The following is a 15,173-nucleotide window of genomic DNA, read 5'->3' as shown; positions in this document are numbered from 1 at the left end:
CATGAAATTTATTGGAAAGCTTATTGTATATCTTCTGATCGCCCTGCTCGTCGTGGTGCTGGCGTTCTATTTTCTGATTCAGACACGCTGGGGAGCGGCGCAGGTCAGCAGCTGGATAACGGTAAATACCGATTACGAGCTCAATTTTGACCTGATGGATCACCGTTTTTCATCACCATCTCACCTCATTCTGGAAAACGTCACCTTTGGGCGCGACGGCAAGCCCGCCACGCTGGTCGCTAAAAAGGTGGATATTGGCTTAAGCAGCCGCCAGCTCACCGATCCGCTGCATATGGATACCATCACTCTCGATGACGGCACGCTGAATCTTTCACCGCAGACCGCCCCGCTGCCCTTCCAGGCCGACCGTCTCCAGCTCAACAGCATGGCTTTCAACAGCCCGAATACGGAGTGGGATCTTAGCGCGCAGAAGGTGACGGGCGGCGTGAGCCCATGGCAGCCGGAAGCGGGCAACGTGCTGGGCAAAAATGCGCAAATTCAGATGAGCGCAGGTTCACTGACGCTCAACGGCGTGCCCGCCACCAACGTGCTGATTGAAGGCCAGCTGAACGGCAAAGAGGTGGTGCTGAAGACCATCGGCGCCGACATGGCGCGCGGATCGCTGACGGGTTCGGCCCAGCGCAACGCCGACGGAAGCTGGGTAATCGACACGATGCGCCTGAACGATATCCGCCTGCAAAGCGATAAGCCGCTGCTGGATTTCTTCGCGCCGCTGAACACCGTTCCCTCACTGCAAATTGGCCGTCTGGAAGTGACCGACGCTCGCCTTCAGGGGCCGGACTGGGCGGTGACCGATCTTGACCTGAGCCTGCGCAATATCACGCTCAGCAAAGGCGACTGGCAGAGCGACGAAGGGCGGCTGTCGATGAACGCCAGCGAGTTTATCTATGGTTCGCTGCATCTTTTCGATCCGATCCTCAACGTGGAGTTCTCCCCGCAGGGCATTGCGCTGCGCCAGTTCACCTCCCGCTGGGAAGGGGGCATGGTGCGCACTTCCGGCAGCTGGCTGCGCGACGGCAAGGCGCTGGTGCTGGACGACGTAGCCGTCGCCGGGCTGGAATACACGCTGCCGGAAAACTGGAAAACGCTGTGGATGGACGCGCTTCCCGAATGGCTTAACAGCGTCACGTTGAAAAAATTTGGCCTGAGCCGCAACCTGGTGATCGACATCGATCCGTCATTCCCGTGGCAGATCACCTCTCTGGACGGATACGGCGCTAACCTGCAGCTGGCAAAAGATCGCCAGTGGGGTGTGTGGAGCGGCAACGCGACGCTGAACGGCGCGGCGGCGACGTTTAACCGCGTCGACGTGCGCCGACCGTCGCTGGCGCTCAACGCTAACGCCGCGACGGTGAACATCACCGAGCTGAGCGCCTTTACCGAGAAGGGGATCCTCGAAGCCACGGCGACGGTTTCGCAGCTTGCGCAACGCCAGACCACCGTCAGCCTGAACGGCCGCGGCGTGCCGCTCAACGTCCTGCAACAATGGGGATGGCCAGCGCTCCCCATCGGCGGCGATGGCAATCTTCAGCTGACGGCCAGCGGCAGCGTGCAGGCCAGCGCGCCGCTAAAGCCGACGGTTAACGGCAGGCTGAATGCGGTAAACATGGATAAACAGCAGGTGCAGCAGGTAATGACGGGAGGCGTCGTTTCTACGCCTTCATCCTCGCCTTCCCCATAGCGCAAGCCTGGCTCCTTCCTCGAAGGGAGGAGCCAGGATGTGCAGTCAGCCCCGCGATCTTCATCACATTTCCATAAGCATTACTTATCTGGCGCGAAGTGAATTAAATTTCGTAAATTGCCCGCATTTATTCGATTGCTGAACCGTTTTCGCAGCAATTGACGACGGGGGTTTTACGTGGCTTTATAAGGGGAGATGACAAAATAATGTCCAAAGGATTTTTGACTGGGCATAAACAAAAATGATGGGGTGACTGGGTTTTTATGAACGAACAATATTCCGCGTTGCGTAGTAATGTCAGCATGCTCGGCAAAGTGCTTGGAGATACCATCAAAGACGCCCTTGGGGAGAATATCCTCGACCGCGTTGAAACCATCCGCAAGCTGTCCAAATCTTCCCGTGCCGGTAACGAGGCGAATCGTCAGGAGCTGCTTACCACCTTGCAGAACCTGTCGAACGATGAGCTGCTGCCCGTCGCCCGCGCGTTCAGCCAGTTCCTGAACCTCGCGAACACCGCCGAGCAGTATCACAGCATTTCGCCGAACGGCGAGGCTGCCAGCAACCCGGAAGTGATTGCCCGTACGCTCAGAAAGCTCAAAGAGCAGCCCGACCTCAACGAAGCGACCATCAAAAAAGCGGTGGAATCCCTCTCGCTTGAGCTGGTATTAACTGCTCACCCAACTGAAATCACCCGTCGTACGCTGATCCACAAAATGGTGGAAGTGAACAACTGCCTGAAGCAGCTGGATAACAAGGACATTGCCGACTACGAGCGCAACCAGCTGATGCGCCGCCTGCGCCAGCTGATTGCCCAGTCCTGGCACACCGATGAAATTCGTAAGCATCGCCCAAGCCCCGTCGATGAAGCCAAATGGGGCTTTGCGGTCGTCGAAAATAGCCTGTGGGAAGGCGTGCCGAACTATCTTCGCGAGCTGAACGAGCAGCTGGAAGAGAACCTGGGCTACCGCCTGCCGGTTGATTTTGTGCCGGTACGCTTCACCTCCTGGATGGGCGGCGACCGCGACGGCAACCCGAACGTCACCGCGGAAATTACCCGCCACGTGCTGCTGCTGAGCCGCTGGAAAGCCACCGACCTGTTCCTGAAGGATATTCAGGTGCTGATCTCCGAGCTGTCGATGGTCGAAGCCACGCCGGAACTGCGCGAGCTGGCCGGTGAAGAAGGCGCCAGCGAGCCGTATCGCTACCTGATGAAAAAACTGCGCGGCCAGCTGATGGCCACGCAGGCCTGGCTGGAAGCGCGCCTGAAGGGCCAGCGCCTGCCGAAGCCGGAAGGATTGCTGAGCCAGAACGAACAGCTCTGGGAGCCGCTGTACGCCTGCTATAAATCGCTCCAGGCCTGTGGGATGGGCATTATCGCCAACGGCGAGCTGCTCGATACCCTCAGGCGCGTGAAGTGCTTCGGCGTGCCGCTGGTGCGTATCGACGTGCGTCAGGAGAGCACTCGCCACACCGAAGCGCTGGGCGAAATGACCCGCTATCTGGGCATCGGCGACTATGAAAGCTGGTCCGAAGCCGACAAGCAGGCGTTCCTGATCCGCGAACTGAACTCCAAGCGTCCGCTGCTGCCGCGCAGCTGGGAACCAAGCAACGATACCCGCGAAGTGCTTAACACCTGTAAAGCGATCGTGGATGCGCCAAAAGGATCGGTGGCCGCGTATGTGATCTCCATGGCGAAGACGCCGTCCGACGTGCTGGGCGTACACCTCCTGCTGAAAGAGGCCGGTATCGACTATGCCCTGCCGGTCGCCCCGCTGTTCGAAACCCTCGACGACCTGAACAACGCCAACGACGTGATGAGCCAGCTTCTGAATATCGACTGGTATCGCGGCTTTATTCAGGGCAAACAGATGGTGATGATTGGCTATTCCGACTCCGCAAAAGACGCGGGCGTGATGGCGGCATCGTGGGCGCAGTATCAGGCGCAGGACGCGCTGATCAAAACCTGCGAGAAAGCGGGCATTGAGTTGACGCTGTTCCACGGCCGCGGCGGTTCGATTGGCCGCGGCGGCGCGCCAGCGCACGCGGCGCTGCTCTCTCAGCCGCCGGGAAGCCTGAAAGGCGGCCTGCGCGTGACCGAACAGGGCGAAATGATCCGCTTCAAGTACGGCCTGCCGGAAGTGACCATCAGCAGTCTGTCGCTCTACACCAGCGCCATTCTGGAAGCGAACCTGCTGCCGCCGCCGGAGCCTAAAGAGTCCTGGTGCCGCATCATGGACGAGCTGTCGGATATCTCCTGCGATCTGTACCGCGGCTACGTGCGGGAAAACAAAGACTTCGTCCCTTACTTCCGCTCCGCCACGCCGGAACAGGAGCTGGGTAAACTGCCGCTGGGTTCACGTCCGGCCAAGCGTCGTCCAACCGGCGGCGTCGAATCCCTGCGCGCCATTCCGTGGATTTTCGCCTGGACGCAAAACCGCCTGATGCTGCCCGCCTGGCTGGGCGCGGGTGCCGCGCTGCAGAAGGTGGTGGAAGACGGCAAGCAGAACGAGCTGGAAAGCATGTGCCGCGACTGGCCGTTCTTCTCGACGCGTCTGGGTATGCTGGAAATGGTCTTCTCAAAAGCCGACCTGTGGCTGGCGGAATACTACGATCAACGCCTGGTCAAACCGGAACTGTGGGCGCTGGGCAAAGAGCTGCGCGAGCTGCTGGAAGGCGACATTAAGGTGGTGCTGGATATCGCCAACGATTCCCACCTGATGGAAGACCTGCCGTGGATTGCCGAGTCCATTCAGCTGCGCAACATCTATACCGATCCGCTGAACGTGCTCCAGGCTGAGCTGCTGCACCGCTCCCGTCTCGCCGAGGAAGAAGGCCAGGAGCCGGACCCTCGCGTGGAGCAGGCGCTAATGGTGACGATTGCTGGCGTTGCGGCGGGTATGCGTAACACCGGCTAATCGGTTTTGCCGGGTGGCGCTTAGGCTCACCCGGCCTACAATATGCTTTTCGTAGGCCCGGCAAGCACTCGCGCCGCCGGGCATTACCCTGGTATCCACACCATGCATCACGACATTGCCCACATCCTGACTGACCTGATCAACGGCACCACGCCGCTGCGCCAGGTACACTTTGCAAACACCAACGCTCCCGCCCCCGAACTTGCTTTGCAGGTCGATTTTCCCCGTCTGGAAATTGTGATTAAGGGGTCGATTGCAGATCGCGCCGTTCCCGCCTTGCTGCAGCGTGATGTTCTCTACGTCCCCGCTGGCGGCTGGAACTACCCGCAGTGGCAGGAACCTGCGACCACGCTGAGCATTCTGTTTGGCAAACAGCAGCTTGGATTTAGTCTTTTACACTGGGATGGCGTTGAAGTACGTAATCTCGCTAAGCAGAACGTTGCACGCCGCGGGCCCCGCATCGGTTCTTTCCTGCTGCAAACGCTTCACGAAATGCAGATGCAGCCTCACGAACAACAAACCGCCCGACTGGTTGTTTCCAGCCTGCTTAGCCACTGCGTCGATCTGCTCGGAAGCCAGATTCAGACCGCTTCCCGCAGCCAGGCGCTGTTTGAAGCGATCCGCGTGTACATTGATGAACATTACGCCGCGCCGCTCACCCGGGAGTCGTTAGCACAGGCGTTTTACATTTCCCCCAACTACCTTTCACACCTGTTTCAGAAAACGGGCGCGGTCGGCTTTAATGAATACCTGACCCACACCCGGCTGGAGCACGCGCGTCAGCTGCTGAAGGGATATGATTTGAAGGTGAAAGAAGTGGCGCATGCCTGCGGGTTTGTTGACAGTAACTATTTCTGTCGCTTATTCCGTAAAAATACCGAGCGCTCGCCGTCTGAGTACCGACGCCAGTATCATAGCCAGCTCACTGAAAAAGCGGCTACTCCACAATGATGCGCGTATGCTGCGGTGCGGATAGCATTTTACGCACCGCCGCCATTACCTTGTGCGGATCGCGCAGGAAGGCGTGAATGCCGCACTTCACGTAGCGGGCATGGTCAAAACGTTCACTGCCAGCCAGTTCAATATCGGTGATGAGTAAGGCGACATCGGCGCGGCGAATATCTTCATCCGTAAGCTCGCATTCAACGCCCAGCGCGCCCTGCGTCTCAATCAGCACGCTCCATTTTTCCTGCTGGCAGAGCTTCTCTAACCTCTCGGCAGCCATGTAGGTATGCGCAACCCCGCTGACGCATGCGGTGACCGCCACCAGATGGCGGCCCGTGTTTGCTGTCATGTTTAACCTCCTACCGTGACGCAGAATCCTTTTTGTTCCGCCATGTGGCGCATGGTGTCAATCTCCGCCTCTGTTGGAGGAACAACATGCTCCATCCCCCACGCCTGCCCAAGGAGACGGTACTTTGGCTCGCCGTACTGGTGGAACGGCAGCAAATGCAGCTGCCTGATTCCGGAAGGGAGCAGAAACGACAGCACGCGCGCCATGTTCGTTTCGTTGAGCGTATAGCCCGGAACGAGCGGCACGCGGGGGATCACGTTTATGCCCTCAGCGACCAGCTGCATGAAATTATCCAGCACTCTGGGCAAATTCATTGCTATGACCGAGCGGGCCCGCTCGGCGTCCATGATCTTCAGGTCAAAAAGCACTTCATCACACTGGTGAGCCAGAGGCAACAGACGCGAAAGCGACGCATCCCCCGCGGTTTCGATCGCCGTGTTTACCCCGTAGCGACGCAGCCTTTGTAAAAACTGCGTGGCGAACGGGGCCTGCATCAACACTTCTCCGCCCGAAAGCGTGACGCCGCCGCCCGATGCGCGGAAGAAAATGTCGTCTTTCATCACCTCGCGCTCAAGCTCATCCAGCGTCACTTCCCGACCGATACGCTCAAACGCACCGGAAGGACACTCATCGGCATCACGCAGGCAGGGAGCACAGTGCAGGCATTTACTTTCCCTGCGCACCGTCTCGATTTGAGGCGAGATCGACTCCGGGTTAGCGCACCACGGGCATCGGTGAGGGCAGCCCTTAAAAAAGACCACCGTGCGGATGCCGCTGCCGTCATTCAGCGAGTAGCGCTGGATGTTGAAAATACGCGCCACGTGGGCACGCGTTTCGATAACGTCACAGCTGATGCGCTGTTCGACGGATGATGTCATCCTGGATCTCCTTCGACAGCTCAACAAAGAAGGCGCTGTATCCGGCAACACGCACCACCAGTCCGGCAAAATCCTGAGGGCGCTGCTGCGCTTCACGCAGCGTGTCCGCATTAACCACGTTGAACTGAATGTGCTGCAGCTTAAGCTGGGTAAACCCACGCAGGAAGTCGGCCAGCTTTTGCAGCCCCGCATCGCCCTCCAGCGTCGCGGGGGTGAATTTAACGTTTAACAGCGTACCGTTAGATAACAGGTAGTTATCCAGCTTGCTCACTGATTTCAGTACCGCCGTCGGGCCCTGCATATCTTGCCCAAGCATCGGAGAGAGGCCGCCGTCCGCCAGCTGCTCGCCCGCAAAGCGACCGTCCGGCGTCGCCCCCACCACCGCACCAAGCGGTACGTGCGCCGACACGGTATACGACCCCGGCGTGAACTGCCCCCCGCGAGGGTTACGGTATCTTTCAACCTCTTTACAGTAGTGGCGCAGCAGATCGGCGCTGATATTGTCGACCTCGTCGATATCATTGCCGTATTTTTCAAAGCGATTGATCAGCCGCGCGCGCACTTTTTCACCTTCAGGCGTCGCGAAGTTGGCCTTTAACACGGCGAGCAGCTCGTCAAAACTTAAGCGCTGCTGTTCAAAGACCAGCCCTTTCAGGGCGTGAAGCGAGTCGCTCAGATTCGCGATGCCAATCCCCTGCACGCCAGAGAAGTTGTAGCGAGCACCGCCGTCGGTAATGTCTTTGCCCGTCTCGAGGCAATCGCTGATGAAAGACGAGAGCAGCGGCACGGGCGCCCAGTCGCGATGGCCGATATCGCAGATGTTGCTGCCTTCCACCATCAGCGCAATGTAGTGGCTAATTTTGGCACGGATATCCTCCAGCAGGCCTTCATAGCTCAGGCCGATATTGCCCTCGTTTTCCTGCATGGCGATTTCCATCACCTTCAGGAGATTAAACATGGCGATATCGTGCAGGCCGTAGGTTCTCCCCGGAATCGACAGCTCTACGCAGCCAACGACCGCGTAATCGCGCGCATCCTCAAGCGACACGCCGCGGTTTAAGAACGCGGGCACAACCACCTCATCGTTAAAGATCTGCGGAATGCCGGTTCCCATCCGGATTGTCTCTGCGGTTTTGAGCAGGAACGATCGGTCAATGAGCTCATTGACCCGCACGCCGAGGTTCGGCTGCGGGAGCCGAACGTTCTGATACGCATCAAGACACAGGAAGGAAAGTACGTTCACCGCGCTGCGGCCGTTCTCCGTCAGCCCGCCCAACAATGCGGTATAACCGGTCGGGAACCCTGCGAAATAGCGGGCGCTGCTGGTCGAACGTAACAGCACCACGTCGTTGCACTTCACCCACAGGCATTCCAGCAGTTCCTTGAGGAATGCCGCATCTTCCCCCTGCGTAAGCGACGCCTGGTAAAACGGCAGCATATACTGGTCAAAGCGGCCGATTGAAAGCGAACTGGCGTTAGATTCGTATTGCAAAATGACGTTCATGTACCAAAAGAGCTGACACGCCTGCCAGAAAGTTTGCGGTTTTTTCTGCGCGTTATGTCGGGAGATGTCGGCAATCTTCAGCAATTCATCGCGTCGAGGCGCGGCGCACTGCTGAGCAAGCTCCTCGGCCAGGGCGGCATAGCGCAGAATATGCCGCTGGGACGCTTCAAGCAGAATCAGCGCCGCCGCATAGAAGGTGTTCTGTTCATCGCGGGCACAGTGATCACGCATTTCAGCCACCAGCGCACCCAGTCCGTTATTCAGCAGGCGTGGGTAATCAATAATGATATGCCCCTGCCCTTTATCCGTCTGGTTGATGCTAAAGATCTGCGTTCCCACCGCGGCCTTTACGTCATCCGTCATCTGACTGTTGATGAAATCCTTCATCGACCGCTTTTCCCAGTAGGGATACAGCACCTCACGATAGGTCTGTTTATCCGCCTCGCTGATGTCGAAGCGATCCTGCGGACGAGTGGCAAACTGATCCAGCTCCTTAAGCAGCCAGTAAGGGTCCATTTCCGGGGACATAATGCCCGCGCGCGGCTTAACGGTGCGGTTTCCGGCAATCAATTCCTCATCACGAATCGCAATTTTCACATGGTCGAGAATGTACGCCGTGGCTTTCGCACGCCGGATGATGACCGGCTCACCTTCCGTCTGCCGATGGCTGTCGGTGTAGAGCAATGCGCGCTCGAGCGAGATTTCACGCGGATTGGCAAAGAGCGCATCTTTTAAACGCTGGGTACGATTCGTCATGAGGGAACTCCTGTAACGGAAAAACGAGCCCGCCCCATCGGGGCGGGAGTGCGTCAGGCGGTTTGTGCCAGGTGGGCGTCAATTTTGCTCATAATGGCGTCGGCACGCTTAACGGCGTCGCTGATGTTGACCCGCACGATGGTCTTACCGGCAAAACGCTCCTCAAACTTGATGCCAATATCCTTGGTCAGGATCACCATATCCGCAGCGGCGACGTCTTCCGCGGTCAGTTCGTTTTCAAGGCCAATTGACCCCTGCGTTTCGACCTTAACTTCCCAGCCTCTGGCTTTCGCCGCGCTCTCCAGGGCTTCAGCGGCCATATAGGTATGGGCAACGCCAGACGGACATGCTGTTACTGCAATAATTCGGGCCATGTTCTCTTCCTCACTCAGTTAATTTCGAAATCCAGATCGAGGTCATCCTCTTTTTCCTCGACCTGCTTTGAACTCTTGCGCGCAAGGCTCTTCAGCACGTTGACGCTAATCGCAGTCACTACTGCTCCCACGGCGACCGCCGCGATATAGCCCAGCTTGCCTTCCACGACGGGTAGGACAATCAGCCCGCCCCACCCGGCGTAACACTGCGCGCCCATCACCGCTGCCGTGACCGCGCCACAGGCGGAGCCGAGCATGATGGACGGAATCACGCGCAGGGGATCGGCGGCGGCGAAGGGAATCGCCCCTTCCGTGACGCCGACACAGCCCATAACCAGCGCCGCTTTTCCAGCCTCACGCTCTTCGCCGGTGAAGTTTTTGCGGTTAATCAGCGTCGCGAGCCCCAGGCCCAGCGGCGGCACACAAATCCCTACCGCGGCAATCGCCACCACGGTGTAAACGCCCTGGGCCACGCAAATCAGCATGAAGGCATAGGCCACTTTGTTAATCGGGCCGCCCATATCGAAGGCCAACATGAGGCCAATAATGACGGCAAGGACCACAATGCTGCCCTGCTGCATTCCCTGCAGCCACTGGGTTAAGCCGGTGGTTAATGCCCCGACGGGCTCCCCCAGTCCCCACATCATGATGCCTGCGGTGATAAAGGTGCCGATGATAGGAATGATGAAAATGGGCATAACGGAGCGCAGGACCTTAGGAACCGGCAGTTTCTTGAGGTACCAGACAACAATCCCGCCGAGGATCCCGGCAATGATCGCGCCGAAGAAACCAGCGCCGAAGCTGTTCCCGACCCACGCGGCAATCGCGCAGGGTGCGAGAGCCGCGCGCTCCGCAATGGAATAACCGATATAGGCGGCGAGGAAGGGCACCATCAGCGTCAGTCCCGCCACGCCGATATCAAACAGTTTTTTGAGGTTTGGGTCGGTTGCGGCATCCGGTACCGCGCCTTTGCCGTACAGCATGACCGAAACCGCCAGCAAAATGCCCCCCGCCACAACGAACGGGATCATATGCGACACCCCCGTCATTAAATGCTGCCGGGTGTTCTTGAGAATATGCACCAACTCTTTCATATGTCGCTCCTGGCCAAACCCATAAAGATGTTGTGGCAAACAATAGGCAATCACGAAGGGACCGGACAGGAGACAAAAGGGCCATTTACTGGATTTTTGTAATGTAGAAATAAAAATGCGATCCGCCTCGACATTTCGAACCGGTGTTCAAAGAGGCGAAGCGCCATAACCTGTGAGTCAAATCCCACTTTTCGAGAGATATTACATTTGTCCAGCTTTTGGCAGATTTGTCACATGGCGTGCGTTAGCGCCGCACTCGTATGCTGTCCGCAATAATGATCCTTGGTTTCAGGAGTGTGTATGGCTCTGGTAGTGGAATTTATCTGTGAATTGCCCAACGGTGTTCACGCGCGTCCGGCAAGTCACGTAGAGACGCTGTGCAATACGTTTATGTCACAAATTGAATGGCACAACCTGCGCACGGATCGGAAGGGCGATGCGAAAAGCGCGCTGGCCCTGATTGGCACCGATACGCTGTCAGGCGATGCCTGCCGGCTGGTCATCAGCGGCGACGACGAACAGCACGCCCATCAGCGGCTCGAGCAGTGGCTGCGCGAGGAGTTCCCGCACTGCGACGCGCCGCTTGAGGCCGCCGTCGCCACCGAGCTTGATCCGCTGCCAGAATCCCTCACGCGCCTGCGCCCCACTCTGTTTCGCGCCCTGCCCGTGTGCAGCGGCAGCGCCCAGGGCATCCTGACCCTGCTCACCTCTTTGGATCTCAACGCGCTGACGGATTTGCCCAACGCGAAAAGCGTGGAAGAGGAGCAATCGGCGCTGGATAAGGGCCTTCTCCTGCTGGTGAAAAGCATTGCGCTGCGCGCGCTCGACAGCGACAGCACCGCCAGCGCGATCCTCGAGGCACACCGTTCGCTGGCAACGGACAGCTCGCTGCGCCAGCATCTTCTTGCAGGCGTTAACCGGGGGCTGAGCTGCGCGCAGGCGACAATCGCCACGGCGAATCATTTTTGCGAGGAATTTTCCCGCTCCAGCAGCAGCTATCTGCAGGAACGCGTGCTGGACGTGCGGGACGTCTGCTATCAGCTTCTGCAGCAGATTTACGGCGACCAGCGCTTCCCGGCTCCGGGCAAGCTGACGCAGCCGACCATAGGCATTGCAGATGACCTCACGCCCGGCCAGTTTTTGGAGCTCGATAAAACCTTGCTCAAGGGTTTGCTGTTGAAAAGCGGCGGAACCACCTCGCACACCGTTATTCTTGCTCGTTCCTTTAACATTCCGACCCTGGTCGGCGTTGACGGCGAAAGCGTAATGGCGTGGCGCAACCAGCCTGTCTTTGTGGATGGCAACGCCGGTGCGGTTGTGGTGAACGCCAGCGATGCGGTCGCGCGCTACTATCAGCAGGAAGCGCGGATCCAGGAGGCAATACGCGAGCAGCAACGCGTCTGGCTGGACCGTGAGGCCCGAACCGCCGACGGGCTGCGTATCGAAATTGCCGCCAACATTGCCCATGCCGCAGAAGCTCAGGCCGCTTTTGGTAACGGTGCCGAAGGCGTTGGGCTGTTCCGGACCGAAATGCTTTATATGGACCGCGCCAGCGCACCATGCGAAAACGAGCTGTACAACCTGTTCTGTCAGGCGCTTGAAAGCGCGAACGCGCGCAGCATCATCGTGCGCACCATGGATATCGGCGGCGATAAGCCGGTGGAGTACCTTAACATTCCGCCGGAGAACAACCCGTTCCTCGGCTACCGCGCCGTGCGTATTTATGAAGAGTTTTCAACGCTTTTCACCACCCAGCTGCGCGCGATCCTGCGCGCCTCCGCCCACGGCAGCCTGAAGATCATGATCCCGATGATCTCCTCGATGGAAGAGATCCTGTGGGTGAAAGAAAAGCTCGCCGAAGCGAAACAGCAGCTTCGCGCGGAGCACGTTCCTTTTGATGAAAAAATCCCGCTGGGCATCATGCTCGAAGTTCCCTCAATCATGTTCATCATCGACCAGTGCTGCGAAGAGATTGATTTCTTTAGCATCGGCAGCAATGACCTGACGCAGTATCTGCTGGCCGTCGACCGCGACAATGCCAAGGTCACGCGCCACTACAACAGCCTGAACCCGGCCTTCCTGCGCGCGCTGGACTACGCGGTACAGGCCGTGCATCGCCAGGGGAAATGGATTGGACTGTGCGGTGAATTAGGCGCTAAAGGCTCGGTGCTGCCGCTGCTGGTGGGACTGGGGCTTGACGAGCTCAGCATGGGAGCGCCCGCCATTCCGGCGACTAAAGCGCGACAGGCGCAGCTTGATAGCCGCGCCTGTCGCCAGCTCCTGAATCAGGCGATGGCGTGCCGCACGTCGCTCGAGGTGGAACACCTTCTCGCGCAGTTCCGCATGAACCAGCAGGACACGCCGCTGATTACGCCGCGCTGCATTACACTGGATAACGACTGGAACAGTAAAGAAGAGGTCATGAAAGGCATGACCGACAACCTGCTGCTGGCGGGGCGCTGCCGCTATCCACGCAAGCTGGAGGCCGACCTCTGGGCGCGTGAGGCCGTGTTTTCAACGGGCCTTGGCTTCAGCTTCGCTATCCCCCACAGCAAATCGGAACATATTGAACAATCCACCATCAGCGTTGCGCGCCTAAAAGCGCCGGTCATGTGGGGAGATGAAGAGGCGCAGTTCATCATCATGCTCACGCTTAACAAGCATGCTGCGGGTGACCAGCACATGCGTATTTTCTCGCGCCTGGCGCGCCGCATTATGCACGAAGATTTCCGCAGCACGCTGGTCAACGCCAGCTCTGACGAGGCTATCGCCACCCTGCTGCAACGTGAATTAGAACTGTAAACGAGGAAGAGTCATGGAATTGTATCTGGATACCGCCAACGTTGCGGAAGTTGAACGCCTGGCGCGGATATTCCCGATTGCGGGTGTGACCACCAACCCAAGCATTATCGCCGCCAGCCGTGAATCCATCTGGGACGTGCTGCCGCGCCTGCAAAAAGCGATAGGTCCAGAGGGCATCCTGTTTGCCCAGACCATGAGCCGGGACGCCGAGGGCATGGTGGCTGAAGCCAAACGCCTTAGCAACGCGCTCCCGGATATCGTGGTGAAAATTCCGGTCACGGCGGAAGGCCTTGCGGCGATTAAGCAGTTGAAAAAAGAGGGGATCGCCACTCTCGGCACCGCCGTATACAGCGCCGCACAGGGATTATTGGCCGCGCTGGCAGGGGCCAGATATGTCGCACCGTACGTCAACCGCGTTGACGCGCAGGGCGGAGATGGTATTCGCACGGTTCAGGAGCTGCAGTCCCTGCTGGAAATGCATGCGCCAGAAAGCAGGGTTCTGGCGGCCAGCTTTAAAACGCCGCGTCAGGCCCTCGACTGCCTGCTGGCCGGATGCGAAGCGATCACGCTTCCTTTAGATGTAGCGCAACAAATGCTCGGTACGCCAGCGGTAGAGTCAGCCATAGAGAAGTTCGAGCAGGACTGGAAAAACGCGTTTGGTAACCTCAACCTCTAAGGGAGAACTGTTATGGACCGTATCATTCAATCGCCGGGGAAATATATCCAGGGCGCTGATGTGCTTACCCGTCTCGGCGATTATCTGAAGCCTCTGGCTAACCGCTGGCTGGTCGTTGGCGATAAGTTTGTGCTTGGCTTTGCAGAAGAGACGCTGCGCCAAAGCTTTAAACAGGCCGAAATTCAGGTCGAAATTGCGCCATTTGGTGGCGAATGTTCACAAAATGAAATCGATCGCCTGAGAAAGCTGGCGGACAGCGCCGGCTGCATGGCCGTTCTTGGCATCGGTGGCGGTAAAACCCTCGATACCGCCAAAGCCTTGGCTCATTTTATGGACGTGCCGGTTGCCATTGCGCCGACGATCGCCTCCACCGACGCGCCGTGCAGCGCGCTTTCCGTGATTTACACCGATGACGGCGAATTCGAGCGCTATCTGATGCTGCCGCACAACCCGAACATGGTCATCGTTGATACCAAGGTGGTCGCGGGCGCGCCTGCTCGCCTGTTGGCTGCGGGCATTGGCGATGCGCTGGCCACCTGGTTTGAAGCGCGTGCCTGTTCGCGCAGCGGTGCCACGACGATGGCGGGCGGCAAGTGCACGCAGGCGGCACTGGCGCTGGCGGAATTGTGCTACAACACCCTGGTCGAAGAGGGCGAGAAGGCGATGCTGGCCGCCGAGCAGCACGTGGTCACCCCTGCCCTTGAGCGCATTATCGAAGCGAATACCTATCTGAGCGGCGTCGGCTTTGAAAGCGGCGGACTGGCGGCAGCGCACGCCATCCATAACGGTCTTACGGCCATTCCGGATGCGCACCATTACTATCACGGTGAAAAAGTGGCGTTTGGTACGCTCACGCAGCTGGTGCTGGAGAATGCGCCGGTGGAGGAGATTGAAACCGTTGCGGCGCTGTGCCACAGCGTTGGCCTGCCCATTACGCTGGCTCAGCTGGATATCAAAGAGGATATTCCGGCGAAGATGCGCCTGGTGGCAGAAGCCTCTTGCGCGGAAGGAGAAACCATTCACAATATGCCGGGCGGCGTATCGCCAGATCAGGTTTATGCGGCGCTGCTGGTTGCCGACCAGTACGGGCAGCGGTTCCTGCTGGAGTGGGAATAAATAGCGTGAATAAAAATCCCCGCATCAGCGGGGATTTTTTTGCCCGTAGGCCGGGTAAGGCG

At 58.5% G+C, this 15,173-nt stretch carries 11 protein-coding genes; 6 read left to right on the top strand and 5 right to left on the bottom strand.

What is annotated here, in order from left to right; translation table 11 throughout:
• The first annotated feature begins 1 nt into the window (after window position 1).
• The 3 genes from AB8804_RS09710 (at window position 2) to AB8804_RS09700 (ending at window position 5,568) form a co-directional block, all read left to right on the top strand.
• Complete coding sequence (locus tag AB8804_RS09710; RefSeq protein WP_371185405.1) at window positions 2-1,702, top strand: AsmA family protein; 1,701 nt, start codon at window positions 2-4, stop codon at window positions 1,700-1,702.
• Between the two features lie 263 nt (window positions 1,703-1,965).
• Complete coding sequence (ppc, locus tag AB8804_RS09705) at window positions 1,966-4,617, top strand: phosphoenolpyruvate carboxylase (protein ID WP_371185403.1); 2,652 nt, start codon at window positions 1,966-1,968, stop codon at window positions 4,615-4,617.
• A 102-nt stretch (window positions 4,618-4,719) separates the two neighbouring features.
• The gene (locus tag AB8804_RS09700) at window positions 4,720-5,568 is read left to right on the top strand and encodes a helix-turn-helix transcriptional regulator (RefSeq protein ID WP_371185597.1); all 849 of its coding nucleotides are present in this window, start codon (window positions 4,720-4,722) and stop codon (window positions 5,566-5,568) included.
• Here AB8804_RS09700 and AB8804_RS09695 read toward each other — a convergent pair.
• The 5 genes from AB8804_RS09695 to AB8804_RS09675 are packed head-to-tail and all read right to left on the bottom strand — an operon-like array spanning window position 5,555 to window position 10,517.
• Window positions 5,555-5,911, bottom strand: a complete 357-nt coding sequence (locus AB8804_RS09695) for a PTS fructose-like transporter subunit IIB (protein WP_371185401.1) — start codon at window positions 5,909-5,911, stop codon at window positions 5,555-5,557. The two genes, AB8804_RS09700 and AB8804_RS09695, sit on opposite strands and share 14 nt — an antisense overlap.
• A gap of 2 nt (window positions 5,912-5,913) precedes the next feature.
• The gene (locus tag AB8804_RS09690) at window positions 5,914-6,789 is read right to left on the bottom strand and encodes a [formate-C-acetyltransferase]-activating enzyme (protein WP_371185399.1); all 876 of its coding nucleotides are present in this window, start codon (window positions 6,787-6,789) and stop codon (window positions 5,914-5,916) included.
• Window positions 6,755-9,049, bottom strand: coding sequence for a formate C-acetyltransferase (locus AB8804_RS09685; protein WP_371185397.1), 2,295 nt, complete (start codon window positions 9,047-9,049; stop codon window positions 6,755-6,757). Before AB8804_RS09685 ends, AB8804_RS09690 begins: the two co-directional genes overlap by 35 nt.
• Window positions 9,050-9,102: 53 nt before the next feature.
• Window positions 9,103-9,423 carry a PTS fructose-like transporter subunit IIB gene (locus AB8804_RS09680; RefSeq protein ID WP_371185395.1) on the bottom strand — a complete coding sequence of 107 codons (321 nt, stop codon included), beginning with the start codon at window positions 9,421-9,423 and terminating at the stop codon, window positions 9,103-9,105.
• 14 nt (window positions 9,424-9,437) lie between these two features.
• Complete coding sequence (locus tag AB8804_RS09675; protein WP_371185393.1) at window positions 9,438-10,517, bottom strand: PTS fructose transporter subunit EIIC; 1,080 nt, start codon at window positions 10,515-10,517, stop codon at window positions 9,438-9,440.
• Window positions 10,518-10,817: 300 nt separating this feature from the next.
• Here AB8804_RS09675 and ptsP point away from each other — a divergent pair, with 300 nt between their 5' ends.
• Genes ptsP through AB8804_RS09660 form a run of 3 tightly spaced genes read left to right on the top strand, consistent with a single transcriptional unit; the run spans window position 10,818 to window position 15,111 of the window.
• Entirely contained in the window at window positions 10,818-13,319 is a 2,502-nt protein-coding gene (gene ptsP, locus AB8804_RS09670; RefSeq protein ID WP_371185391.1) for a phosphoenolpyruvate--protein phosphotransferase, read from the top strand.
• Between the two features lie 13 nt (window positions 13,320-13,332).
• Complete coding sequence (gene fsa, locus AB8804_RS09665; protein WP_371185389.1) at window positions 13,333-13,995, top strand: fructose-6-phosphate aldolase; 663 nt, start codon at window positions 13,333-13,335, stop codon at window positions 13,993-13,995.
• Between the two features lie 12 nt (window positions 13,996-14,007).
• Window positions 14,008-15,111: a glycerol dehydrogenase gene (locus AB8804_RS09660; RefSeq protein ID WP_371185387.1), complete on the top strand. Its 1,104-nt coding sequence runs from the start codon at window positions 14,008-14,010 to the stop codon at window positions 15,109-15,111.
• The last annotated feature ends 62 nt before the right edge of the window (window positions 15,112-15,173 follow it).

This window comes from Enterobacter sp. KBR-315C3_2022 (genome assembly GCF_041399425.1).
In the GTDB taxonomy this organism is placed as follows: Bacteria; Pseudomonadota; Gammaproteobacteria; order Enterobacterales; family Enterobacteriaceae; genus Enterobacter.
Note: the sequence above shows the minus strand (reverse complement) of the source record. Positions and strands in the feature narration are given on the sequence as shown.

What these genes read in the sequence shown, in the direction of transcription:
- AB8804_RS09710 (WP_371185405.1), top strand. Translation starts at nt 2, where the DNA reads ATGAAATTTATTGGAAAGCTTATTGTATATCTTCTGATCGCCCTGCTC.
- ppc (WP_371185403.1), top strand. Translation starts at nt 1,966, where the DNA reads ATGAACGAACAATATTCCGCGTTGCGTAGTAATGTCAGCATGCTCGGC.
- AB8804_RS09700 (WP_371185597.1), top strand. Translation starts at nt 4,720, where the DNA reads ATGCATCACGACATTGCCCACATCCTGACTGACCTGATCAACGGCACC.
- AB8804_RS09695 (WP_371185401.1), bottom strand. Translation starts at nt 5,911, where the DNA reads ATGACAGCAAACACGGGCCGCCATCTGGTGGCGGTCACCGCATGCGTC.
- AB8804_RS09690 (WP_371185399.1), bottom strand. Translation starts at nt 6,789, where the DNA reads ATGACATCATCCGTCGAACAGCGCATCAGCTGTGACGTTATCGAAACG.
- AB8804_RS09685 (WP_371185397.1), bottom strand. Translation starts at nt 9,049, where the DNA reads ATGACGAATCGTACCCAGCGTTTAAAAGATGCGCTCTTTGCCAATCCG.
- AB8804_RS09680 (WP_371185395.1), bottom strand. Translation starts at nt 9,423, where the DNA reads ATGGCCCGAATTATTGCAGTAACAGCATGTCCGTCTGGCGTTGCCCAT.
- AB8804_RS09675 (WP_371185393.1), bottom strand. Translation starts at nt 10,517, where the DNA reads ATGAAAGAGTTGGTGCATATTCTCAAGAACACCCGGCAGCATTTAATG.
- ptsP (WP_371185391.1), top strand. Translation starts at nt 10,818, where the DNA reads ATGGCTCTGGTAGTGGAATTTATCTGTGAATTGCCCAACGGTGTTCAC.
- fsa (WP_371185389.1), top strand. Translation starts at nt 13,333, where the DNA reads ATGGAATTGTATCTGGATACCGCCAACGTTGCGGAAGTTGAACGCCTG.
- AB8804_RS09660 (WP_371185387.1), top strand. Translation starts at nt 14,008, where the DNA reads ATGGACCGTATCATTCAATCGCCGGGGAAATATATCCAGGGCGCTGAT.